This is a genomic window from Spongorhabdus nitratireducens, from assembly GCA_947387575.1.
Classification (GTDB): Bacteria; Pseudomonadota; Gammaproteobacteria; order Pseudomonadales; family Endozoicomonadaceae; genus CANDOC01.
On the sequence record CANDOC010000001.1, the window covers coordinates 532,733 to 557,008 of the forward strand.

General features: G+C 50.1%; 27 protein-coding genes. 1 reads left to right on the top strand and 26 read right to left on the bottom strand.

Annotated features, from left to right (window positions below):
• Positions 1 to 9: 9 nt before the first annotated feature.
• The 20 genes from ACYZZ0_RS02410 to ACYZZ0_RS02505 form a co-directional block, all read right to left on the bottom strand.
• Positions 10 to 474 (bottom strand): GNAT family N-acetyltransferase, encoded by a 465-nt coding sequence (locus tag ACYZZ0_RS02410; protein ID WP_461534974.1) that lies wholly within the window; start codon positions 472 to 474, stop codon positions 10 to 12.
• A 116-nt stretch (positions 475 to 590) separates the two neighbouring features.
• Complete coding sequence (locus ACYZZ0_RS02415; RefSeq protein WP_461534975.1) at positions 591 to 1,001, bottom strand: GFA family protein; 411 nt, start codon at positions 999 to 1,001, stop codon at positions 591 to 593.
• Between the two features lie 177 nt (positions 1,002 to 1,178).
• The gene (locus ACYZZ0_RS02420; RefSeq protein WP_461534976.1) at positions 1,179 to 2,165 is read right to left on the bottom strand and encodes a class I SAM-dependent methyltransferase; all 987 of its coding nucleotides are present in this window, start codon (positions 2,163 to 2,165) and stop codon (positions 1,179 to 1,181) included.
• A gap of 191 nt (positions 2,166 to 2,356) precedes the next feature.
• A complete protein-coding gene (locus tag ACYZZ0_RS02425; protein WP_461534977.1) occupies positions 2,357 to 2,956 on the bottom strand; it encodes a YceI family protein in 600 nt (199 codons plus the stop codon).
• Between the two features lie 115 nt (positions 2,957 to 3,071).
• Positions 3,072 to 3,755, bottom strand: a complete 684-nt coding sequence (locus ACYZZ0_RS02430) for a hypothetical protein (protein ID WP_461534978.1) — start codon at positions 3,753 to 3,755, stop codon at positions 3,072 to 3,074.
• Positions 3,756 to 3,847: 92 nt separating this feature from the next.
• A complete protein-coding gene (locus tag ACYZZ0_RS02435; protein WP_461534979.1) occupies positions 3,848 to 4,165 on the bottom strand; it encodes an antibiotic biosynthesis monooxygenase family protein in 318 nt (105 codons plus the stop codon).
• A gap of 18 nt (positions 4,166 to 4,183) precedes the next feature.
• Entirely contained in the window at positions 4,184 to 4,369 is a 186-nt protein-coding gene (locus ACYZZ0_RS02440) for a hypothetical protein (RefSeq protein WP_461534980.1), read from the bottom strand.
• Positions 4,369 to 5,325, bottom strand: a complete 957-nt coding sequence (locus ACYZZ0_RS02445) for an alpha/beta hydrolase (RefSeq protein WP_461534981.1) — start codon at positions 5,323 to 5,325, stop codon at positions 4,369 to 4,371. Before ACYZZ0_RS02445 ends, ACYZZ0_RS02440 begins: the two co-directional genes overlap by 1 nt.
• Before the next feature lie 152 nt (positions 5,326 to 5,477).
• A complete protein-coding gene (locus ACYZZ0_RS02450) occupies positions 5,478 to 6,020 on the bottom strand; it encodes a DUF7691 family protein (RefSeq protein ID WP_461534982.1) in 543 nt (180 codons plus the stop codon).
• Positions 6,021 to 6,218: 198 nt separating this feature from the next.
• A complete protein-coding gene (locus tag ACYZZ0_RS02455) occupies positions 6,219 to 6,788 on the bottom strand; it encodes an NADAR family protein (protein ID WP_461534983.1) in 570 nt (189 codons plus the stop codon).
• A 140-nt stretch (positions 6,789 to 6,928) separates the two neighbouring features.
• Positions 6,929 to 7,471, bottom strand: a complete 543-nt coding sequence (locus tag ACYZZ0_RS02460) for a hypothetical protein (protein ID WP_461534984.1) — start codon at positions 7,469 to 7,471, stop codon at positions 6,929 to 6,931.
• Between the two features lie 29 nt (positions 7,472 to 7,500).
• Complete coding sequence (locus ACYZZ0_RS02465) at positions 7,501 to 9,777, bottom strand: S8 family serine peptidase (protein ID WP_461534985.1); 2,277 nt, start codon at positions 9,775 to 9,777, stop codon at positions 7,501 to 7,503.
• Between the two features lie 626 nt (positions 9,778 to 10,403).
• Positions 10,404 to 12,284, bottom strand: a complete 1,881-nt coding sequence (locus ACYZZ0_RS02470; RefSeq protein WP_461534986.1) for a S41 family peptidase — start codon at positions 12,282 to 12,284, stop codon at positions 10,404 to 10,406.
• Between the two features lie 87 nt (positions 12,285 to 12,371).
• Positions 12,372 to 12,815 (bottom strand): CopD family protein, encoded by a 444-nt coding sequence (locus ACYZZ0_RS02475; RefSeq protein WP_461534987.1) that lies wholly within the window; start codon positions 12,813 to 12,815, stop codon positions 12,372 to 12,374.
• 73 nt (positions 12,816 to 12,888) lie between these two features.
• On the bottom strand, positions 12,889 to 13,548 hold the full coding sequence (locus ACYZZ0_RS02480; RefSeq protein ID WP_461534988.1) for a hypothetical protein: 660 nt from the start codon (positions 13,546 to 13,548) through the stop codon (positions 12,889 to 12,891).
• A gap of 115 nt (positions 13,549 to 13,663) precedes the next feature.
• Positions 13,664 to 14,662, bottom strand: a complete 999-nt coding sequence (locus ACYZZ0_RS02485) for a DUF2569 domain-containing protein (RefSeq protein ID WP_461534989.1) — start codon at positions 14,660 to 14,662, stop codon at positions 13,664 to 13,666.
• A gap of 82 nt (positions 14,663 to 14,744) precedes the next feature.
• Positions 14,745 to 15,719 (bottom strand): MBL fold metallo-hydrolase, encoded by a 975-nt coding sequence (locus ACYZZ0_RS02490; protein ID WP_461534990.1) that lies wholly within the window; start codon positions 15,717 to 15,719, stop codon positions 14,745 to 14,747.
• A 49-nt stretch (positions 15,720 to 15,768) separates the two neighbouring features.
• Entirely contained in the window at positions 15,769 to 16,383 is a 615-nt protein-coding gene (locus ACYZZ0_RS02495) for a class I SAM-dependent DNA methyltransferase (protein WP_461534991.1), read from the bottom strand.
• A 103-nt stretch (positions 16,384 to 16,486) separates the two neighbouring features.
• Positions 16,487 to 16,804, bottom strand: coding sequence for a DUF2306 domain-containing protein (locus tag ACYZZ0_RS02500; protein WP_461534992.1), 318 nt, complete (start codon positions 16,802 to 16,804; stop codon positions 16,487 to 16,489).
• A gap of 133 nt (positions 16,805 to 16,937) precedes the next feature.
• Positions 16,938 to 17,405: a GNAT family N-acetyltransferase gene (locus ACYZZ0_RS02505; protein ID WP_461534993.1), complete on the bottom strand. Its 468-nt coding sequence runs from the start codon at positions 17,403 to 17,405 to the stop codon at positions 16,938 to 16,940.
• 648 nt (positions 17,406 to 18,053) lie between these two features.
• On the opposite strand from ACYZZ0_RS02505, the gene ACYZZ0_RS02510 reads away from it, so the two are divergent.
• Positions 18,054 to 19,592: a hypothetical protein gene (locus ACYZZ0_RS02510; protein WP_461534994.1), complete on the top strand. Its 1,539-nt coding sequence runs from the start codon at positions 18,054 to 18,056 to the stop codon at positions 19,590 to 19,592.
• 96 nt (positions 19,593 to 19,688) lie between these two features.
• Here ACYZZ0_RS02510 and ACYZZ0_RS02515 read toward each other — a convergent pair whose 3' ends face one another.
• The 6 genes from ACYZZ0_RS02515 to ACYZZ0_RS02540 all read right to left on the bottom strand — a co-directional run bounded on the left by ACYZZ0_RS02515 (position 19,689) and on the right by ACYZZ0_RS02540 (position 24,219).
• Positions 19,689 to 19,970 (bottom strand): hypothetical protein, encoded by a 282-nt coding sequence (locus ACYZZ0_RS02515; RefSeq protein WP_461534995.1) that lies wholly within the window; start codon positions 19,968 to 19,970, stop codon positions 19,689 to 19,691.
• A gap of 143 nt (positions 19,971 to 20,113) precedes the next feature.
• Positions 20,114 to 20,977 (bottom strand): ATP-binding cassette domain-containing protein, encoded by an 864-nt coding sequence (locus ACYZZ0_RS02520; protein ID WP_461534996.1) that lies wholly within the window; start codon positions 20,975 to 20,977, stop codon positions 20,114 to 20,116.
• Positions 20,974 to 21,780, bottom strand: coding sequence for a PstA family ABC transporter permease (locus tag ACYZZ0_RS02525; RefSeq protein ID WP_461534997.1), 807 nt, complete (start codon positions 21,778 to 21,780; stop codon positions 20,974 to 20,976). Before ACYZZ0_RS02525 ends, ACYZZ0_RS02520 begins: the two co-directional genes overlap by 4 nt.
• Positions 21,777 to 22,565, bottom strand: a complete 789-nt coding sequence (locus ACYZZ0_RS02530; RefSeq protein WP_461534998.1) for a PstC family ABC transporter permease — start codon at positions 22,563 to 22,565, stop codon at positions 21,777 to 21,779. The genes ACYZZ0_RS02525 and ACYZZ0_RS02530 overlap by 4 nt, the downstream gene beginning before the upstream one ends.
• A gap of 31 nt (positions 22,566 to 22,596) precedes the next feature.
• Complete coding sequence (locus tag ACYZZ0_RS02535; RefSeq protein WP_461534999.1) at positions 22,597 to 23,430, bottom strand: phosphate ABC transporter substrate-binding protein; 834 nt, start codon at positions 23,428 to 23,430, stop codon at positions 22,597 to 22,599.
• A gap of 48 nt (positions 23,431 to 23,478) precedes the next feature.
• Positions 23,479 to 24,219 (bottom strand): NADPH-dependent oxidoreductase, encoded by a 741-nt coding sequence (locus tag ACYZZ0_RS02540; protein WP_461535000.1) that lies wholly within the window; start codon positions 24,217 to 24,219, stop codon positions 23,479 to 23,481.
• Between the last annotated feature and the right edge of the window lie 57 nt (positions 24,220 to 24,276).

The window sequence follows — 24,276 nt, forward strand, 5'->3', positions numbered from 1 at the left end:
GATTTCGGGTCAGTTATTCTGGTCGTAGTGATCGTCGCATTGATTGTCGTATTGTTCGCTGACTTTTTTAGTCAGAAATATTTTGGCTACACCCTGTTTAGGGTAATTATCAAACCGCCCTATTTCCCTGAAGCCGTACTTTTTATAAAACTCAGGGGCCTGAAATGAAAAGGTATCCAGCATTATCTGTTCAACCCCGGCTTTTTGCGCCTCCTGCTCCAGCCTTTGCAGAAGCGCCGTACCATAACCCTGCCCTCTCAACTCCCGGGAGAGCCAGAAATACTTTACAAAAATATTCTGGTACAGAATCTCTCCAGTCAACCCTCCGGCGATTTTTCCGTCACTGCCCTTTATAAAACAGGCAATGGGTTGTTCTTCGAAACCGGGAAACTCGGGTTGGTTAAACTCGACCAGACCTTCATAGATTGCAGTAATATCCTGCTCTGATGGTTTGCGAGAAAACTCTATTTTCATTTTTTACGATTCAAGCGCCGACTATCATTTATCGGGCATACATGCCCTAGTTTCTGATTAAGCTATCATGTTTGATCAAGGTCGGCAGCATATAACCTGTTAACGTGGAGAAATGCTCAAGACTTCTTGTCTGCCGGATGGTTTACTCCGTCATAGACTGTAATTTCGTTGATTTTCAGAGGATTGATACCCTCCAGGCAGGCAATATTGAAACCGTATTGTGTCGGATTTGAACGGCGCTGGTGGTGGGTATAGATACCGCACTCAGAGCAGAAGTAATGCTTTGCGGTATGGGTATTGAACTGATAGCAGCGAAGTGTATCCTCTCCCTGTAATATTCGGATACCGGACAGGGGTACCGAGGCAACAACAGTACCTCGCCGACGACACATGGAACAGTCACAACGGCGGATATCTTCCAGCCCGTTTGGTAAAGACAGCTCCATTACTACCTGACCACAATGACAGGAAGCCTTGTGGCTGGCCTGCACCGGGGCGCCATCAACGGAAGTCAGTGTTACCGGCATGGAGTTCTCCCTGAATTATGAGTCTATAAATCGGGTTAAAAACTTCGTCCTTGTTAGAATTGAAAGCCGCTTATCTTGTAATAGATAAACGGCTTTCCTTCGGTGATCCCTTCTGACACGTTACCACAGGAACCTGATAATCGGCGGCGTATTACAGGTATAGGCAGATCAAAAATATCAAACCGCAGCCCGAGCTGTAATAGCGAGCCCCAGCGAAGCACCATTTTCATGGTTCAGTACTGACATTCTGCACTCTGCCAGTCCCTGCTCCTTCATCATGTCCATCAGTGTGCTGACGCTTTTGTTGGTATATGCGACAGCACAGATATCCTCCATCCGCAGCCGATAGGCATTATATTCAGTAATCCACTCTTTCAGCATACTGCGGGCTTCATCGGCATCAGATTGCACTTTCATGGCGATCGCCATACCGCCGTTGATCAGAATTGCCAGCATATGGGCATCCTGAAACTGTGCCGCCTGTGTTCGCAGGCGATCAAAGCTGGCTTCCAGCTGTGCCGCTTGTTTATCGAGCACCGTACCGGACTTGCCGGCTGCAAAATCCCGGACCCATTTCTTAACCCGGTTAACCAGTCGTTCATCCTCACCCAGCCGGGCCTGCTCCAGCATGCCGCGTGCCTTGCGGACAATATAGGAGCCTTCATGGTGAACAATCATGGCCACCTTGCCAGCCGGTTTCAGAATACGCTGAATCTCCCGAACCACCTTTTCCGGGTCGCCGTATTCAAAACCGTAATGACTGACCACCAGATCGGCACTGTTCTTCTTCAGTCGCGTGTCTTCCATTGGCGTTTCCGCCTTGAAGCGGACTTTTACCCGTGCATCACGTTTGCGGTATTTTTTAAATTCATCGGAGGGGGCAATAGCGGCATTGTCGATACCGACAATCGAGATTTTACGAGGGCCGTCTTCCAGTTCACGGGCAAACAGCAGAGGCAGCGCGCCGTTACCGGAGCCCAGATCAACGATGCTGGCGCCATCATCAAGCCCGGGTAACTGCTGCAGCCAGAATGACTTGATATTACCCTGGTAACCATCTTCAAATTCAGGACCGCCGAACGTGGTCAGATGCCCCTGGCTCCAGTATTCAGCCCACTGGTCACTGGATACCCGGGTTGTTTTCAGGTTGCTTACATCCGGCATACTACACCTGTTGTTGTTATTTCACTGTTGTCTTTTGGGTCGACTTTTAGGTCGAATAGCCGCCCGGAACCATCCGGGCGGAAAAACTACATAATACATTAATCCTGTGAAGGGTCTAAGAGCCTGTTCTCAACATTCTTGCTATCCGCGAAAGATTATGAACAGGCTCTAATCAGTGGCTGAAACCGGAATCAGACTTTATCCAGTACCAGGGTAAAGTTGACTGGTACGGTTCCGGAAATTGGAATACCACCTACGGTTTTGGCCAGATTGATCAGATTGGCTTCAGGAATACCAAAATCTGCTGCACTGATAATCACCGGTTTGGTGGAGGCAACCAGCACCTGATCCTGCTGCCAGGAAACAACGACATCGGTGTTGTAGGTTCGTTTCTGGCCGTAGATTTCCACTTCAAACGCGACTGTCTGGGTGATGATTCCTTTAGCTTCTTCTACAGCAGAGGATTCAAGCTGTCCTGATACCTTGATATGAGGGAATTTGATGGCCTCAAAAAACAGCTCGTTCAGACGGCTGTCGCGGATGGGAATGCCGGTTTCAATGGCTTTGACCGGTATTGCAATATCAATCTTGCCATCCTTGATCTGCCCGGTTAACTGGCCAATGGTTGCCGCTTCAACCACATATTGATTCTTGATTGTGGCCAGACTGACCTGAGACAACGCCGGGTTCACGGTATATTCGGCTGCGGCTGCATATAAACCCTGCAGCGAAAGTGCAGAAAACAGCAAGACAGGGGCAAATCGTTTGAGCAGGGGGGATTTATTATTCATTTATTACACTCCATTGGTTGCCCTTTGGAGTGTAATCAGTCAGCTTCGATTAGTAATATTAATTTGTTCGATGGACCTGATTGGCGTTGTTAATGAATGATGCTAGGGAGTGTTCTCAATCAGCCGTTGCAGGTTCTGGCGACCGCTGTGCCAGAAACTCCTGTTTGATATGCTGATAAACCAGTGACAGCGCCGTAACGGTCAGCACAGTGGTGATGATATCCAGCGCTGCAGATAGTATGCCGGTGAACGGAATAAAGCTCAGCAATACTGAAGCCATGGCCAGCGCTGCCGGGAAAAATATAACGATCAGCACCATCAGCATTTTGTATTGGGCGGTTACCGTCCATGAATCCTTGAACTCAAAGTCATCATCAATAGCTATGGCAGGAAATATCAGCGAGCAGCGGCTGACAATATACAGTGCGAGCAGCATACCGGCATACATCAATGGTCCAGCGATAAAGCTGGGCAGCAGTACCAGTAACACAATCAGCATCACCAGTCCGATCTGGTAATAAACAAAGCTGCCGGCTTTCCTGATCAACTGACCAAGGCCCATAGTGGATTCCGGATTGTCACCCAGTAAAATCACCCGGTGAGTCAAGATCGAAACAAATACTTGTAGCAGGCCACTGAGCAGATAGATGCCCGCTGTTCCCATTTCTGAAGTATCGGGAGTAATCAGCAGCTGCAGCACAATATAGGCAATTGCCGGTGCTGACAGATGTTTGAGTAGAGTCGCCCGCTTCTCGAATGCAAGATATGCCGCCCCTGAAATAATCTTGAAGCTTTCCATGAATCCCTTTTTGAATAGTGATAATAGCGGTAAAAAACCGGAAATTCGTTATTAGCTTCAGTGCTGTCATTGCACTGATCAGCGGCATGATACTACAGACTATACTCCCGTTCGACGCGAGCTATTCGGGTGGTAAAGGTGGAATACCACTGATCTCGTCCCAGCTGCTGTGCTTGCAGATGTTCGGCATTCTGCTTCCAGGCCCGGATAGCTTCAAGATCACGCCAGTAGGACACGGTAATGCCCACCTCTTCCCGAGCAGATTCAACCCCGAGGAAACCATCCTGCTGTGAGGCCAGCTGCAGCATTCTGTCGGCCATTTTGCTGTAGCCATTGTCGTCAGATGTTCTGATCGAAGTGAAAATGACGGCATAGTAAGGTGGTTCCGGTGTGATGACGGGCTGACTCATACTTTCGGTTCTCCTGATTCAATGTCCTGATTCAATGATGGCGTCGAAAAAAGCCCTGTCTTTCACGCAGCGCTGAGGGTCACTGGCAAAGTCATCCCGACAGCCGGGATTGCAGAAACCCACAATAAAGCCCCGGTACTCAGTGAGTGAGTCGTCTTTTACCGGTTTGCCTGACCGCGGGCAGTTCTGGTTTATCGGTTTCATTATTTTTGTTGCCTTATAAATGAAGCAATAGTGTCTGTCAGCCCGGAAACAACAGGAAGCTCGGGATTGCTGTACGACGGGATCTGGGCGGCCAGTCCGCCATCAACCTGCTTCAGCACATGGTTCATGCCTTCTATAATCACCAGCCGGGAAGCTGGCAAAGCAGTATTCAACCGTCTGCCGTCTGATACCGGTACCTGAATATCAGTGGTGCCATAAAGCATCAACACCGGAACCTTTACCCGGGCAACTTCTTCGGCAGGATCATAACGGAACCAGGACATCATATAAGGCTGGACACTGGGGCGGAATAATACGGACAACTCCGGGGGCGTGTGATCAACTGTTCGTCCGGCCAGCAATTCATTAATAATGGTTTGTGTCTGCTCCATCAACGCGGGCGGCAGTCGGGGTTGCAGTTGCTGCAGGATGACATCCGATGCCCGCCGCCCTGCTCCAGCAACAATAACCAACCCGGCAGCGGATCCGGATTGAGCGACAAGTGTACTGATCAGAGCCCCTTCACTGTGCCCCAGTAACCATACCGGACAATCAAACCGGGTCGTCAGCCAGTCCAGCCACAGTCGGGTATCATTCACATAGGTATCAAAGCGAATATCCTGCTCCGACAGTGTGTCGGAAGCACTGGCACCAATCAGTCGTTTATCATACCGAAGTGTTGCGACTCCCTGCCCCGCCAACGCTTCGGCCAGATATTTCAGGCTGTTATTGTCACCGGGTAGTCCTTTTACATTGCCATTGCGGTCAGTTGGACCCGAACCTGCCACAATCAGTACCACAGCTTTGGTTGCCGTTGCGGGTGTCAGCAGTGTTCCGGCCAGTGGCCCGAGGGGAGTATCAAGAATGATCTCTTTATTTTCAGAGACACTGGCATCTGTTGCCATGGCATGGTTTCCCATCAACAACAGCCACAACAGCGCAAGACAGTTTTTCATTATTATCGGGTAGTTTTTTATGAAGTTGCTGACCGTACTTTACCCGTTACAAACAGGATTTTCAGCAGTGTTGCTGTTTTGAGGTAAAGTCCGGAATAGCGGTGCTCCTGCTACAGAAAAGCAGGAGCGGAGGGTTTTAAAGGCCGCAAGCTCTAGTAATAGAAAAACACCAGATCCTGACTATAGGCCATGGTCTGATCAAGCCAGTTAAGGAACTGCTGGTGCTGCTCCTCACTTTCAAACAGATCAGCCCGATGCTGCAACTTGGCTGACAGCCCGCCAAGTTTATTGCTTATGATACGGTAGACAACCGGATAGTCATCCACCATCGAAAAACCAAGCTCCCGGCTGAAACTAAAGGCGTGTTCAGCTTCAGGGAAGTCGATCAGAAACTCCGGGTAACGACAGGGGTAGAGGTTTCTGTTATCGAGTGCTTTCGAGTTCATTGCACAGCGGATCATTTCCTCGAAAATATACCAGCACGTGGTTCCGTCAAGCTGGCTCCGGTCCTGCTCTGTCAGCATGATACGAGCTGTCTCGACGGCGGGTCTGTCATCCCGCCCGAGGCCGTCCAGGGAAGTAAACCTGGCATGCCGACTTTTGAGGAAACTTTCGGTATAGACCGGATCATTGGCTCCCAGCAGGGCTTTGACAGAGTCAAAGTCGCACCGGTAACCCATCATTCCATAACTCATAAATATACTGCTTTGTGATTTTTATTTTAGTCAGGTACCTGACACCCGACAGACAGGGGTTTCTACATTGTCTGCATGGTGCCTGTATGGCCTGAAACATTCAGGTCATAGCCTAGCAATTTATATGCCGGATCAAGCCAGACCCGGAATCAGTCGTTTTTATTGCTGTCACTAACCCCGTGTCTAATGGGGTTTTTGTTATATCGAAACTTCGCCGGCCTTGATCCTGTCGCGTACTTCCATCAGGGCAAATCCAAGCAAGTTGAGTCCACGCCATAGTTCAGGCTGGCGGCAGGCTTCATCATGCTGATCCAGACCTATTCCCCAGATACGGTCAACCGGGCTTGCTTCCACCAGAATGTCATCACCGGTTGCCAGCAGAAAATCCCGCAGTTCCGCGTTCTGGCTGAACTTGTTGAGATTGGCCTGGACCACAATTTCAAAGCGATGTGCTTCCCATCGTTCGTCAATGAAGCCTCTGACCTTGCGTCCGGCAGCTTTTGCTGCTGCCGGGGTTGTTGCAACCAGCGCTTCGGCAGCTGCGCTCTCATCATTAAATAACAGCGCCTTGTGGTGCATCATATAGTGTTCAGCCGTTTCGAATGTTCTGCCCTGCTCTTCAAAAGAGGCCGGATACCACTGACTGAAACAGCTTTTGGAGACAGCCTGCCCGTTATTGCGGTGCCCCCAGAAAAAGACATATTCAACCTGATGACAGGTTTTGAGATAGTCGCACAGCGATTCTATTGATCGGGGTTTCACGCTCATGGCCTTATCTTCTTAAATCTGATCTGTTTCCAGTCCCGTACCTGCACTACCACCTTACCTTTACATTGTCGTGTTTATCAATCCCGGGCACAAAAAAAGCCCCCCTGAAATCAGGAGGGCTTTCCATCACTGCGACCCTGTTACAGCGGCTGCATCAGATTTTCCAGCAGTTCAATCTTGACTGAAGAGAGACCGGATGCCTTGCGCAGGCTGGCATTTACATCCAGCAGATTCACCGACTCATCAGCTTCCAGAATCACCAGCCGGGAGTTACCCATCTGGCGATAGACTGAAAGACCGTGCTGGTCAGCAAAATCTTCAGCATCAACGCCCCTGTCCAGCAATACCGTAAAGCGCCCGGTTACTGTAACCGGCTGGCCGGTCACGACACTGGTCAAAGTGGTACCCTTGGTAATCAGTGGCAGCACTTCTTCTGTTTCGACAGCTTCTGCCGCGGTTACCGCGCCATCGTCTTCACGAATCGAGAAAGAGCGTACTTTGGGTGCAGCAGCCGGAGCTGACTCTACATAATAACTGCGGTTATTGATGAGTACCGAGTTCTTCTGAACCTCAGCTTTTGCCGCCGGTTTTTCCGGCGCTTCAATCTTGAGATCCTGGTTGGCAGAGGCTGCAGAAGCGGCCACCACCATAATGGCTAACAGCAGACCATTGGTTGATTTCATTTTATTATTCTCCCTTTATACTTCCGGCCTTACTGCTCGCCCACCAGTTTGTTGGCAAAGTTCTGACCAAAGAGTTTGATCCCCCAGGCCTCCAGCTTTGAGTTTTCCTTGTTGTTGACAAAAGTAACATCCGGGTTGGCAGACAGGAAGTCCTTGCCATTGGTGTCGATAACCCGCAAGGTCCACGCGCCTTCCGCCGGCTCGCCGTAGAAGGCGTTACTCAGCAGCATCATGTCCTTGTACATGTACTTTTCTTCCTTCACATCCTTGGCCCAGTCATAGGATGCCATGGTGCCGGTACGGGCGGTCAGCATAATGCTCTTGGTGCCGGACGGTGAAGTCAGCTCGAAGGCGGTGTCACTACCAACAGAGGATGCTGTTTTTGGTCCTTCCTGTTCTTTCAGGGTTGAAAGGCCCTCAGAAGTCAGGGTCACCCGGATCTGCACTTCTTCTACGGCACCGTTGCGGCTATCAACATAGATGGTGTGAGTGACACCGCGGGCATTGTTGTCCGGAACCTCGACATTGGCTTCGGTATCGATCCAGCCGGTTTCACTGTAGTCACCCAGATCCTTGTGATACCGCTCGGCCATGGCAACCGCCTTGCCTGCATTGATACGGCCAAAGCCGAACAGGTTGTTGAAGGCGAAGCCTGCAGCGTTGGTAACCCAGCCTTCATGGGCAACATAGTCGCTGTCGCCAACCGGAAGTACGACCTTGGCATTTTCCGGATCAATCTGATCGGATGTCTTGGCAATAATCCGCTTCACATCACGCCAGGTCAGATCAGGATTGGCATCCAGCATCAGGGCAATGGCACCGGAAGTGTTCGGTGCGGCTGAGGAAGTGCCATTAAAGGTCTGAACATAGTTACATTCCTGATCATACTTGGCACTGGCATCGGATTTGGTACCGTTCAGCGGATAGATATCCCCGTACGGGTAACCCTTGTAGTTAGTGGCATAAAAGTCTTCGTTGATGCTACCACTGTAGCCGATTTCACAGCCACTCTGGTCGGTGGTTACCATCGCCGGTTCACGGAAGCCGTACTCACCCGCGGGAGCTGAAACCCACAATGCCGAACCGGCTGTGGAGTAACTGGTGTGGGTACCATCAGCATTGTTGGCACCGACAACCAGCTGGTACGGATGGTTATTGCCGGAGTTGATGGCAGCATTGGAACAGGTCAGACCAAACTCGGACGCACCGTTCTTTTTACACAGATCCAGCCCAAGCTTGAAAATACGCTGGGACAGGTCGGCGTCGTTGAAGCTGTTTCCGGAGGATTTAACCACCAGAGCGCCCTTGCCATCCCGCAGGTTCAGTGCCGGGTAGGCATCGATATAGCCGTCAATCTTCTCATCATGATAAACGCCGTTGCTCTGCAGCGGCACTGAGAAGCCCCAGCTCTTGTTGATGACATCAACGTCGGCGCCCTTGAACATACCGTGAATAGTGGCAGCCGCTTCATCGGTCTGGTTTTTCAGGTAGTTCTGACCCAGCAGGGTAGCGTCCGGTGCCACACCCCGGCCACCGATACCGTTACCAGCTTTTGCAGCAATCAGACCGGCGACGCTGGTGCCATGGTCGCCACGTTTGTCATAGATGTTGGTCGGGTCATTGGAGTCTTCTTCAACAAAGTTGAATGAACCGTCGGCCCGGTAATTGGGTGCCAGATCTTCATGAGCAGCTTCCAGACCGGAATCAGTTACGGCAACCACGACGCCTTTACCGGTATAACCACGAACATGGGCAGCAACCACATTCATATCCTGACCTTTGACTCTCAGGTCCGGGTTATAACTGTAACGTGCGGGATTATTGGCAATATCTTCGTCGTCCAGACCGAAGAATGATTTGGCCCACTCGATATATTTATCCATGCCATCCTGATTCTGGGCGAATCCGGACTGACCGTTATTCTGCAGATGCCACTGCTGGAAATAGAGTGGATCTGAAGTCATATTGGAAATATTCAAAGTGCCTTCAGACACGACCCGATTTCTTCTACCCTGGGTAACGGTAAAATCAACCGAGGCATCTTCGCCGGTTGTAGATACATAACTGAACAGGCCATTTCCAAGACGATGTAAAACACCGTGTTTGAAAACAAACTCGTCTTCGGTCTGGTTGATAACATCAGCAAAACTGAGTTTGCTGTTTCGATTCAGTTCAAAGTCCTGAACCAGCTCAAACGGTTCGCTGACCCAGTGATTCTGGCCGTCAACATCCACTTCTACTTTACAGCCGGCGAGCGCCAGTGCCAGCGCGCTGATGGCAAGGGGTTTTTTTATTGTTATTGGCATTATGCTTCCTGAACTGCCAGATTTTAATTGCCAGGCTCAAACATCTCGGGTTTGAAATGTTATGCCTGATCCTTGTTTTGATAATGAAATTGATTCAATAACAATTTGCCGCAGCCAGATCATTGGCCTTGAAATCAAATATTGAAGCAACCTCAGGGCAGCACAGTATTTGTCATCAAAATTTCAAATTCAATAGATAGAATTTTGATTATCAGAAGTGACAATTTTTGATTTTATTTCAGAATGGAATCTGTTTTTTTGAATTTTAGTTCCTTTTAAAGAATAAAATTTCAGCAAGAAATATTGATTATCTTTGAATATTTAGTGTTCGTTTGATTTTTAATTGACTTAAAATAGCTATCTGAATCGTCAATTAAAAATAAAAATTAAACGATATTTTATTCAACAAATTTGAATGATTCTGATGCGTTTCAATACAGGATATATTGAATATCTTTGCAGAGTTATCGGACGATATAACTACAAATATGAAGCAATAATTTTTTTCAAAAAATGGTATTTTTTTCAAAATTCTCCTGATTCGGGGTTTAAAGCAAGCCGGAAACAAACCAGAACAAGGCTGTTAACAGGTGCCGTTCCAGGGAAACGACACCTATTATACAGTGTTAGTCGTGCAAAATCAGGTCGGCAAGTACGGACCTGGCCTCTGCAAGATGACTGTCTCTGACACTTCGCCGGTCCAGAGAAGTCATCTGTTCACTGGAAAAAGCGGGTAGTTTAGCGGTGCGCTGTTGATGTTTCTGGCGCAGATCATTGGCTGGCAGACTATCCGGATTACTGAATCCTGTAACTGCTTCAATTTGGTGTGAAAGATCAGATACCAGGGTATAAGGGATTGGCTGCGGCGGTACTAATGCAGGAAATGCGATATCAGGTGTCAGCCCTGCTCCTTCAATCGGTAGACCGGTAACCCGGTAGAGCTCTGCCACAGATAGCTTTAGCTGACCGTGATTCAATGCCTGCATGGTCTGAAGTGCACCGGCACCAAAGGTTCTGGATCCAACGACTACAGCCTGGCCATAATCCTGCAGTCCGGCGGCCAGCAACTCTGCTCCGGACGCTGTCTGACCATCGACCAGTATAACCAAGGGTTTGCTGTACCGGCGGGAACTGTCCTTTGCTATTGGCTGCTGCAGCCTTTTGCGCTCTACAAATTGATAGCACGGGGTACTGCCCACAAACAGACCGCAGACATCAGTAACCTGCTGCAACGACCCGCCACCATTACCTCGCAGATCGATCAGCAGACCATCAATCTGTTGCTTGCTGAACGAAGCCATCCAGCGACGCACATCCCTTTCAGTACTGATAACATCTTTTTTGCCAGCCTGCTGCGCCTGGAAATCCACATAAAACGACGGAATGGTCAGAGTGGCAATTTTTAGTGACCGGGAGCCCTGCTTTACCTCGGAAACGGTAGCGCTGACGGCCTGGGCCTGTAGCGCCACCTTTTGCCGGGTCAGAGTGTGACGACTGATTTTGCCGGAGAGATTCAGTACCTCGAGTACGACCTGCGAACCAGCCGGCCCACGCAGCTGTTTAACAAAAGTATCGAGATCCATACCGCCGGTATCGGTCAGTGCCGCTGTTGATGTGGCTTCTCCTACCGCAATAACCCGGTCACCGGGATTCAGGGATTCATCTTGAGCCGCCGAACCTCCCGGTATCAGGCGGTCAATACGAGGATAGTCGCCCTGCAGAGAGATAACAGCGCCAATACCTTCTGCAGTCGGCAACTCAAACTTGCCCAGCGGAGAATAATAGACACTGCGGGGATCAAACTGCACCGTGTAGGCGTTGAGCATATCATTGAAGTACTGTTCACGGTCTTTCTGCTTGAGTGTGTTCAGCCGGTTCTGTTGTTGATGCTGCAACCGTGTCAGGAGTTGCTGGTCGGTCAGCGCAGTAGCCTGCAACTGTTGAATAGAGCCATTGAGCCGCTGCTGCCAGCGTTGCTGCAATCCGGCCTGATCCAGAGCCCTGTCAGCTGTTTGCGCTTCAATTTTTGTCTTGCCGGAAGTAGCGGTTCGCTGCTGGTGGATATAATCCAGCGTTAGCAGTGAACCGATAAAATCTTCCCGCTGTTTGGCACGTTGCTGGTGTTGTTTGGCAATATTGAACAGTGCCCTGAGATCTCCATTACGGAGATTTGTGATAAACCTGTTGTCTGAATACTCCGCAATATCCTGAATGGTGAAGAATTCATGCTGTGGATCGAGTCGATACAGATAGTGATTCAGATACTGTGCATTTAACTGGTCAGCGTCCAGTGTATTTTCCCGGTAGTTTATCTTCTCCAGGAGCTGATAAGTGTTAACTGCCGCGATAGCCTGACTCACGTTGGGCTTCAGTGCGGTACTAACAGTCCGGCCTGTCGATGATGAGGACGACACAGTTGGCGTAGAAGCACAACCGGTCAGTTGCAACAGCAGCGAACAGCCAATAATGCCGAGTCCGGCATGAAGTGTTTTCTTATTTAATTTCATTCGGAAGACCAAAGACAAAATAAATAGAACATGCAAATGCTGCTGTTCCGGAAAGCGGCTCAATATTTTCCTGACGGCAGGGCTGGTTTAGTAAAGCCACCCTGCCCTGAAAGAAACGCCGACAACAACAAAAAGAATCGAAAAGATGGTAACCGGAATAATATGCCAGGCCATATCCAGCAGCTTGTCAGCAGACAGGTTCGGTATAACCCGGAATCGGGCATCCAGGGCAAAGCAGAAGGTCAACCCAAGTAATAACAGTTTGGCGGCAATACCGTGGGCCAGCGGGTTGGCAAAATTAAACCACTGACTGATATCCGGCAGCAGGTTATAAGCCAGCATCAGTCCGGTAACAATCTGTACGATCAGGGCCGGCATGCCGATTCTTTCATAGACCGATTCAAATGCCAGTAACTGCTCCGGTGATCGTTCCCTCAGCACTTTGGGCAGCACAACGACCGAGAGGACAATATGACCACCGGTCCAGATAGTGGCAGCGAGGATATGTAGCAGAAGTAGCAGGCCGTACAAAGTATTCACCCGGAAAGTAATAAGGAAGTGAACTGCCGGCTGAAATCAGTTCCGGCAGTAAGTGACTACGAGATTATATCAGCCCGGCCTGCAGCTGATTAGTGATATGGTACAGTTCTTCCCGCTCTTCCGGGGTTCTGAAGGTTAGTACCAGCACCAGTGCGTACCCCTTGACGATAATGGCGGTATACTCCTGATAAATTGTCCTGGAACCTACCTTCAGGCTTGCCGGCAAAACATCAAAAGTCGTGTTACCTAATGTCCGTTCAAACCCGCTTTCAAAGTGATATTCCATACTGCTGTTCTGCAGCATTCTTTTTACAATGAAAAGATAGTCACTTCCCCGATTGATACCGGGGAACCCTGCTATATGCTCGGCGGCAGAGGCAACGCTGGGATTGGATTCAACCGGTGTTCCCGTTTCATATTTCGAAAAGGCAAACAGGTTGAGGGTTCTGGGTACAGCTGCCTTGAGTCTCTTTTTCAGGTTCTCATCATCACCGGCCAGCAGATCAACGCCTTCCTTCTGTATTTTTTGTATTTGGGCAGGGGTTTTTACAGACCAGCCTTTGGGTATAACAATCGAGAAGTCGAGATAATCGTTCTGGTAACGGCCGGCAGGGGTTATTACGCCATCGTCTATTTGCTGGACTGCGGCCACACTGTTGCCAGCCAGCAGCAATGAACAAAGGGTGAAAACGAAAGCAGTCTGAAGCTTCCTGATGTTAAACATATGGATCCTTTATGATTATTAAAATGTGCCAGTCCGGCGATTAACAAAAACCGACTCATAACGCGCCCCCATGAGTCGGCTCAGGTAGTGAATTTATACCACTTTATATATCACTTCAGGCAAGGCAGTCTTGTCTGGAAACATCAATAGTTGCAATATTGGCGCCCCATTTGCCGGAGTAACTGTATTTGACTTTGACATTCAGGTTGCGGAACTCGACCATGCCTTCACTGTTACAAAAATTATCCACCAGCTGTGGTTTCATATTGGCGATAAACAGGGCTTTATCAATCTCCTCAGCGGGGTGATTCACAACGGTGTACAGATAGGTCATGGTGCCTTCCATGCCGATAGCAGAATACAGCTCGGTATCATCGTCTATCATCAGCGGCAGTCGGCGATTGAGATTTTCGGCAGTCTCTTTAAGCACCTGCTCCAGCTGGGGTGGCACAATTTCGGCCGGATTGATTTCGGCCCGGGTGATCTCTGCCGGTATACGGGTTTTGGGAGTATCAGTCACCAGAAGCAGTGTCAGTACCAGCACTGTGGCTACGCTGACTGAGCCCAGCAATGGCAGCTCTTTTCTGTGCCTTTCCCGGGTGAAGGTATTTTTAACCCGCCGGGAGTGAATCATATACGGAATCCAGATGGCTGCACTCACCACGGACCGGATCAGCTCACCCTGGGAAACTTCCTCAAAATGATATTGTTGCGGCAATACCAGGGTACTGATAATGGCATCAACCACAATGATCAGGATGGATGCGATGAGGATCGTAATATAAACCCTCGGGAACAGTGCTTTCCTGCCAAGGTACAGATAGGCAAGGTACAGTGATGCCAAAATTATCAAGCTGTTGGCTATTATCTCGCCCAGCAGCAGTTGACCAATAAAGCTATTGTAACCGGCAGAACCCGGGATCGTCAGATAGCTCCATGCACCTTCAATATATAACGGGGAAAAACCCTCCCAGGCGGTACCCAGCATCCGCAACGGACCAAGAATTACTCCGATACCAACCAGTATCAGCCAGCCACCCAGCCCTTTCGGTTCAGGCTTGGCACTGTCCTGGGGTTTTGTACTATCCCCGGGGTTTGCACTATCCATTGTCATAACGACCACTTCTACTTCTGAAACTTCTGCACGATATTACTATCCGAGCAGCACTCCCCCAAGCTTTGTGAGTATCTGGCAGTCAGGGCAATAACCACTTGCCCAGATTGCTGACCTGCTTCTGCAGGGCGCCCATGGGTACAATAATAAAGTCAGCAAAGATCAGTGATACCGGTTTGTCGTGCCGTTTCAGTTCGGTATTCAGGGCCTGCAGATTGTCCACGCTCAGATCCAGCTGAGCTTCATTCGGCTGATAGTTAGTGCCAATGGGGTAATGCTGGCCGGGTATCGTCGTCATTTCGATATGACTTCCCAGTACCGCAGTCACCTTATGCCGGCTGGCAAAGTCAGCCAGCCGCGTAATGCTGGTCTTATAAGCCTTCCAGTCCTTGATATAGATATAACCGGGATACAGCGTATCACCGGTCAGCAGCCATTGATTCGCGTGATCGTACAGGGTGATGGCCTGCTCCTGATGACCCGGAGTGGCTATCAGTGTGATCCGGCGATTCCCCAAATCAATTTCACGGTTGGTTTCAGGCCAGTTTCCGGCACCAGGCAAGGCGGCCAGAGCCAACTCTGACGGGGCAATAACTGTAACGCCCGGCTGACCGGCAAAGTAACTGTCGCCCCGGGTATGATCCCGGTGGCCATGAGAGTGAATAACCAGTATCTCTTTTCCCGCCAGCTGTTTTTCACTAACCAGATTACGAATCTCCTGATACAGGGAAAAGCCGGGAAGATCATTCAGGTCACCGGTATCCAGCACCAGTATTTTGCGGGTACCGGTCAGCACATAGATAAAAGGCGCTTCAGCTGTCAGGCATTTGTTCTGGCGCAGAATAAAGCTGCGGTCATCATACTGCCAGCGGTCTATCACCGGATCCGGGTTAAGGTCACAGTCAGGTGAACCATGAATCCAGCTTTTGTCCGCAACAACTGACTTGTAAGATTTACCGGATATGGCGTTGTTGCCGGTAGCTGTGACATTAATGACTGGCGATGTCGTACAGGCGGATAAAACCGCTGCCAGACAGAAAATAACAAATAATCTCATAACGCCTTGTTATTGTTGTTATTGACGGCTGTTACCGGCTTCCCCGGATTCAGGCCTGTAACGGCTTGCGTCCGGTCAGCAAAAATACTGGATAGTCACCTGTTGGCTTGTGTACCACGCTGGCTGAACTGACTTCAATATCTGTAAAACCGGCAATCCGGGCAATACCCTTGATGGCCTCGCGTTCAAAACCGGTGTGATAGACACCGGTTTCCTCGATATGGAATGAACCGTCTTCTGTATCCAGATCAGCAATAGCGATAAAGCCGCCCGGCTTGATCAGGGTGAAAAGCCGGTCAAAAATAGCCCGGGTGTTTTCCACATGATGAAATGTCATGGACGACATTACACCGTCAAACTCGCCATCAATACCGGTTTCAACCAGATTGACCGGTTCAATCTCAAGCTCGCACGGTAGTTGCTCTCTTTTAGCTTCCAGCTGGGCATTCATTGACTCTGAAATATCCACCGCCGTTATTTTGCTCACCAGTGGCGCAATATGCTCTAGCAATAAGCCGGTACCGGAACCAAAATCAACAATATGCATCTGCGGGTTAAAGTTGACCTTTTCCTTGATGGCTGTGGCAATATTATTAACGTTATCAACCCGCCTTTTAACCTGATCGTAACTGCCTGCCTTGTGGGCAAAGAGATCGGCACTCATGCAAGACTCCTTCGGTTGTCTATACGAAAGTAACAGGGTCTGTAATCGGCTATAAACTGCCACTGTTCATTTTCTTTGACAAGCTATTAGAACTGATGCGGGATTATCCAAAGAGCCATTCATGTATTAATCGGCCGGGCATAAAAGCAAAACTGCCGGCAATCAGAATGCCACCACAATAAAGTCCGATCATCGTGTTGCGATGGGTGCGAATATCACCTCTTTGTGCCGCAAACCATGCTGCCGGCACAGAATACAATGTCAGTAAACTGAACAGGTGGATATAACCAAAATGTTGGAACAGTGCCGGTCCCACCCGAGCCGGCATTAACAGGGTAACAACTGCGGTCACGAGCATCAGTAACAGATAAAATTTTCCTGCGACCTTATGACCTGCCGTGCCTTTACGGTAGACCAGCAACCAGCTGCCGGTATTATCGTCCCCAGATGCAGATAGGTCAGGGTTATGTAATCCACAATACAACAGCTCTTTTTAGCGACAATTGCCCTATCCTTTTGACCCGACAAAAACCAGACAGTGAATGACTGGATGGTTATTGGGCTAGCTTGAGCTCGAGCAGTGGATCATCATCATAGTTCGATCCGATCTTTTCAAACCCCAATACGCCATAGAACCTGGCAGCCCTTTCAGAGTCTGGATGATGTGCGACACGAAGATGATGGTAGCCTTGTTGCTGCAACTGTGCCGCGATCATTCGTAAAACCTGTTTGCCATACCCCCTGTTTTGCTGCGCAGGCAGAATGACGATTTGGTACAGCTCGGCAATACTTTCCCCTTCCCTGTGGAGCAGATACTCGTCGCTATAGCACTGGCCAAAACAGACAAAGCCAATCGAATCAGGTCCGGCTTTGATCAGATAGCACTCGATATCTTCATGAGCAAAGGCATGACCAATCCAGTGCGCGTTGTAGTGCAGCTGTTGCAGTTCCGGTGGTGCGGGCTTGATGCTAATGGCATCGATGGCATTGGATGCGGTGACAGGTATCAGTCTTATTTCCATTAATTTTACTTCTTATTTTGTTATTTTTGGCGGCCTGCCTATTTACCCCGCACGAATGTGGTAACAACCTCGTGCGCTTCTCTCAGGTTGGCCAATAAAGCCTGACAGCTCTGAGTTTACAGTCTGCCTGCAGTGCCTTTCGGTAATAATCCGGTTAAAGGATATGTAAAAATCCGACCCTATACAAAGCTATCCATCACCTATACTGCACTCTGTACGAAATATGCACTATAGAATGCTAAATATTCAAAGGGTGTTGTCATGCTTGTATCACCCGCCGCTGGTCATCAGCCGCTGATATCCAAGCTTCGTCATAAGGCACTGTCACCATATCGGATTGTTGCAGTGTGGTTCAGTATATTCGCAAGTTTGTGTGCAGACACAGCTTACGCAGGCAAGAACCGGCTATGCATCGGTCAGGGTGGGGAAAATGTCACTCTCTCCTTTCTGTGGGATGATTTTTTTGAGCATAACAAGGATGTTAGGGAACTTGATTTTATTCGTGACAATCCGGAGCGTCGCCGAACTATCCTCCCCAATCTTCAGATTGAATATGGGACGAAACCTCGCCGCAGAAAGGCATATACAGTGACCAGGCTGCCAAGAGGCGTCAAATACGAAAAGGCTGAGAGCGGACATAAGTTTCACATGACAGACTGGCTCTTTCTGCGCAACACCGACCTGAGAGTACGTATCTCTGTTTTACATGGCCCCGGCCAAACATCCCAGTATAGCGATTGGTACTATCCCCCTCTGGAGCAGAACCCGTTTATTACGTCGGATACAACGCAGGTCGCTCCTTACAACGAAGAAAATCTTCCGGCAATATCAACGCATCCCTTGACCCAGGAGTATGTTGATATGCTGACCGAACGTCCGGGTGATCCCGTTCATTCGCCGATGTACTTTGGTTGTGAAACCTATGATGTCGGTATGCTGTTGGACGCCACTACCGGATTCCTGCCTCTACAGGATCAACTGGATTCTCCCGAGTTTGAGGGAAAACATGTGCTGGTTTTGTTAAGCGAAGCGCTGGGAGCGATCAGTATTTACAACCGGATCTGGATCAATGGCTCAGCAAAGTCGGTTACTCTGGCAGGTATTGGCTCACTGTTTGGCAATGAAACCGATACCAGTGAGTCCGGCTCGACTGTTGAGCTGCTGCAGCCATTAATTGAGAACGAACTGACAGTGGAGGACGATGGCAGTACAGAGCTGTATCAGCTCGCCCCAGATACCGAACTTGAACCGGGCAGTGGAAGTAGTGGCAGTATAGGCCCGGACATTTCAGGAAGCGGAGCAACCGGTGACAGCGGAAGCGATGGCATTCCGGATATCACTTTTTTTGATGAGTCGCTGGATACCCGGGGGCTGACAACCGTGACTGTCAAAGGCAGTGGCTGGCGGGGAGGTGCGGTTATTGAATGTCGCGGGGGGGCAACACTCAAGCTTCTCAATATGAATTTCAGGGAGGAGCTGGGAGAATCTGGTCTGCCTCGTGCATTTATCAGGTGCTACGGCAGTAAAGGGGTTGTGCTTAATTCGGTTTTTGATTCAAGAGGAAAGTTTGACCATGTCAGAGGTGACACCCGATCCGTCATTTATTACCGGAACGTGTTCAAATGTGACGCGACCTCTACCCTCGCAAGGACAACATGCCTTGTCGTGCATCCCCGCGTCATTTGCAATCCGGCCCTGGGGTCATCTTGCCAATATCGCCTGGATGGAAAACAGCAGACTCTGACATGCGAAGGCATGGACACGAGCACAAGTATTACCCCATCCAGGGTGCTTGCGAACGTGAGTTCCATTCTGGCCGCTCCCCTGTCAATGGCCAGTATGCTGCTGCCTTCGCCTTCTGGCACCATGAATACGGTAATGAACAGTATGCTGCCGTCGACACCTTCCACTTCAAGTGCAATGAATATGACGATGGAAGACGTGTTGCTGCCTACGCCTTCTGGCGCAATGAATTCGACCATGGACGAGGTTGTAGGAGAGGGTTCTGTACTGCCACTGGTTTTAGGATTTTTCGCAATGACAGGCTGGGCGACAGTTATTACGGGTGTTGAGCTTCGTAATATTTACAATGGTGAACAGACTTACACCATGATGTTCTTGAAGGCTTGTTCAAAAATTCCCGGAAGACTGTCTTCCAGAAAGGTGAAGGCCGGTAGTGATCCCTGATGCCTAAGGCGGGGTGAAATCGGTCCTGATGTAGGTGGCTTGTCTGGAGGAAGATCAGACAAGCCTGCTATAGAGTTTGTTATTTTTGCTGGCGGCCTATTTACCCCGCACGAATGTAGTAACAATTTCGTGCGCTTCTCTCAGGCTGGCTCCCGTATGTTGGCGATATAGCCTGATAGCCCTGATTTTTCGACCGGCCTGCAGTGCCTGCTCGACCTCTTCCGGTATAACTGTCTCTTCATGATGGTCCAGGCCATGCCGTTGAAGTAACAGGTTCAGCTTTGATTCAGTCCGTTGTAACTTTCGCCGAACATTGGTGAGTTCAATCAAGGTAATAGGTAACAGGGCAAACAAGGCCAAGGTTATTGTTTCTTCCATACCTGTAGATCTCTGGCAACAATGATTGTTGTTATTTTCAGACAGCCAAAGGCTTCACTGTTACTGCATACGGTCGCAAGACCCTAGTCTTTTATAATCTGAAACATCAGGCAGTGAAGCAAGCGACGAAATTATCCGTAGATTTATGGCAACGCCAATATCAGATCAGCATCGGCTCTGGTATCCTGCTCCGGAGTTTTCATCTCTCTTGCGGCAATATCCAGATTGTCTGTATCACCTAGCAGGCCACTACCCAGCGCGATAAATTCCTTCACCACAGGATCCTGTGGCCGATCAAATACCTGTTCCGTAGCTCCAAATTCGACCAGACGGGATCCGTTCTCTCCCGGTAAAATAAAACCGACCCATTTCGCCAGTCGTCTGGCCAACACTACATCGTGAGTGACCAGTACGACCAATCGCAGCCTGGCGGTATTTCTGATGACCTGCTCCAGCAATTGCACCTTGAAGGGATCGAGCCCGGTGGACGGCTCATCCATTAATAACACCGACGGATTGAGTGCTATAGCCCGGGCAATGGCCACCCGCTGGGCCTGACCACCGGAAAGCTCGGAAGCAGCTTTGTCCAGCGTTGGTAACTCACTGGTCACATCCACCTCGGCCAGAGCGGCTAGGGCTTTGGTGCGAATCTCTTCAGCTGAAAGTCTGGTCGTGTGCTTCAAGGCAAATTCCACATTTGCCAATACACTGCCATGCAACATACGCGGTCGCTGTGGAATATAGCCAATCTGCCGTGCCAGCTGATGACGCCCCAGCGAGCTGGCAAATACACTTTTGCCGTTCAGTAAAATATCGCCCGAACGCTGCCAGTGAGTATCATCGCTTTCGATCATTCGCTGGGTGGCACGCAACAGTGTGCTTTTTCCGGTGCCGGACGGGCCGAGCAAGGCAAATACTCCTGGCCCGTCGATTTCGAAATTGATCTGGTCAAGAATGGCTACATTATCTGACTTCAGGCTCAGATTCTGATATTCAAGCTGAATCAATGGGCGAACCTCCCTTTACCATTGGCTGCCGTTATCATCCACTGAATGGCCAGCATAATGACAAACAACACAGCTGCCGCCGTATAGGCTGCGGTTTGCCCGCCGGGGATAACAGTTAACAAATGAAACACAAACACTGCGAGCGTTGCGCCGGAGTCGTACAGCGATGTTGGCAAGGTTGTCGCTACGCCGGCAGTAAACAGTAATGCCGCAGCATCACCACACCCTCGTCCGGTAGCCAGCACTGCTGTAGCAATCAACGAGGGGCGTGCAGCCGGCAGCACCTGATTCCAGAGTGTGGACCAGCGCGTCAGCCCCAATGCCACACATTGCTTGCGCAGGGCCGGATCGGTTGCCTGCAGCCCGACAATAAAACCAGTCACCAGAATTGGTGCCAGCAGGCAGGCCAGGGTAATGATGCCGCTCAGAATGGAAAAGCCCAGATTGAAGTAACCAACAAACAGCACTCCGCCAAACAGCCCCCAGACAATCCTCGGCGCCCCGACACCAATGTCCAGAATGATATGCATCAGTCTCCAGAAACGGGTATCACGCTGAAACTCGGTATAGATGATGGCGGCAGGCAAACTGAACAGCACTGCCAGGACCACAGCCAGAGTCACAATCAGTGCAGTTGAAACCAGAATGGTGGCAATGCCGCCGCTACGCCCCATATCGGCAGGTGCTTCAAACAGATAGCCAAAATGAAAACCGGAGGCACCTCGCACCGCCATATCCACCCCCATCCAGACGACCAGCCCGATCAGCAGCCAGACAGATATTTGACCGATGGTTTTTATCATGTCCTTTTCCTGATGAGTTTGGGTCTGCAAAACAGGCTGACCAGGGTAATCAGTAACATAATCAGCAGTGCCAGAATATGGAGTGCTCCCCGGTGGGCGCCGGTTGCTACATCAAGCTCACCAATCAGCGTGGTGGTCAGGGTTGCTATCGGGCCGAACAGTTCCGGCCACTGGGCAATATTGCCGGCAACCAGATAGATAGCGACGGCTTCCCCCAATGCCCGACTTGCAGCCAGCACCAGCGCACGAATAACACCCTGTCGTGCATGTTGCAGAATAACCAGTGCCCGTATCCGGTCACTGCAACCGAGCGCACGAACATTTTCGTCAAGATTGGCCGGCACCTGCTTCAGGGCGGAAATACACAACAGGGTAAAGGTCGGTACAATCATCAAAGCAGCAGTAATTGCTGCGGAGCTCAGACTGTTTCCAAACAATGGCACGACCCAGGTCATGGCCCACAGGCCAATAACCACCGAAGGCAATGAGCCCAGCGTGCCCAGCGCGGTATTTGCCACCTGCAGCATTTTGGGGCGGGCATACAGTGTCAGATACAGTGATGTGCTCAACCCGATCAACAAGGTCAACACTAGCGCCATCAAGGTAACAGTTACTGTGCCCGTCAAAAGCAGCAGCACACCGTAACTGTCACCGGATGGCTGCCATTGGACAGCAAACAGCTCAGCGACGGGTATCTGCAACAGTGCAGAGATACTGCATACCACCAGATACATCCCGAGCAGTACTACCATCAAGGGCGGCACCGCCGCCAGACTGGCGAGCATTGCCCAGCGCTGCTTCTCTCTAAAGCAAGTGTTAAGGCAGCGGAACATAATTGCCCCGTTTAATAATCTGCTTGCCTTCCTCACTGCTCAGGAATTGCAACAACAGCGATGCGTTGCCAGCAGGTGGCACCTTGCTGACCAGGTACAGGGTTCGGCGTAACGGGTAAGCTTCGCTGGCGACCTGCTCTATCGTCGGTTCAATACCATCCAGATTGACCAGTTTCAGCTCCATACCAATTGCTGCTGCCTCAATCACTTCGCCCATGCTGACATAGGCTACTGCACCTCTGGTATTGGCAGCGATGCGAATAACCTGGGCATTATCACCGGCGACAACATCGGCTTTGATTTCATCCCGCGTCAGTCCGGCATGCTTCATAAATACCTTCAGCGTCGCATGACCGTCGGCCTTGTTAACTGCAACAATCGGCTCATTCGGACCGCCCAGCTGTGACCAGTTAGTGATCTCCTTGCGATAGATACGCTGCAGAGTTTCGGTGGTAATACTTTTCAGCGGATTGGATGCGTGAACCACAATGCCGATGCCATCGTAAGCAATGGGAAACACCTCAACCCGGGCGGCTTCTTCAGCGGTTAAATCCCGGGCCATGGCACCAAAATCATTGCGTCCGGCCAGAGTGTCTTCAAAACCACGGGTGCTGCCCCCGGCCTGCACATTCAGTCGAATATCATGTTGTTTGGTGAAGCCTTCCTTCGCCATCTCAATGATCGGGTACACGGTGCTGGCACCGGTAATATTCAGCTGGCTGGTGGTATCCCGGCCGCAGCCGGACAACAGCACCATGACCATCATCAGAGCAAGGCTGGCCACGTGTTTTATTTTGGAGTCCAGGTATGTCTTCATGAAAATCAGCCCAACAGGAAGTACTTGGTTGAATAACCGGCTAAATAATCAGCTAAATAAAAAACCCAGCTGTTTCAGCTGTTCATTTAAATCCTTGCGCCGTGGCTGGCTTAACTGCTTCACCATCCGCTTGGACCACTGTTCTTCAGCGGCAAAACCCGAGTATTGATGATGTTCAGCCAACATTGTGTCGTACTGTTGAACAGCAGCCGTTGGGAACTCCTGTTGGTAGCGTTCATTAAAAACGACAGCTTCCTGCGGCAAGCGGGGTTTGGCCGGAGGCGTTTGAATGGGCCAGCCGAGGCACAGACCAAAAGCGCAGAAAACCTTGTCAGGAAGATTCAGTAACTCAGCCGCCTGTACCGGATGGTTTCGAATACCGCCAATCATCACACTCCCCAGCCCCAGTGAGTTCGCTGCGAGCGATGCACTCATACCAACCAGCGAGGCATCAATGACTGACGTTAACTCCAGGTCACAGAGACCGGACTGCAGGTGCTCCCCTGAAGCTGCAAGCAGTTGCTCCAGCCGATACAGGTCGGCACAAACGGCAATAAATACCGGCGCCTTTGCGATGTGAGCCTGACCCCCACTGAGTTCAGCCAGCATATTGCGGGTGTCCTGCTGCTGGACCACAACCAGACTGTAGGCCTGCACATTGGAAGCTGTGGGCGCCTGGCGGGCAGCATCAAGGATGGTCTGCAATATTTCCGGGTTAACCGGTTTGTCTTCAAAGTCCCGCACACTGGCGCGGTTTTGAAGCAGTTGGATAACGTCTTTTTGTTTCATTTTTTATTATTCAGCTAAACAACGCTTAACCGGCAGGCAAAATGATTCCTGTCACGT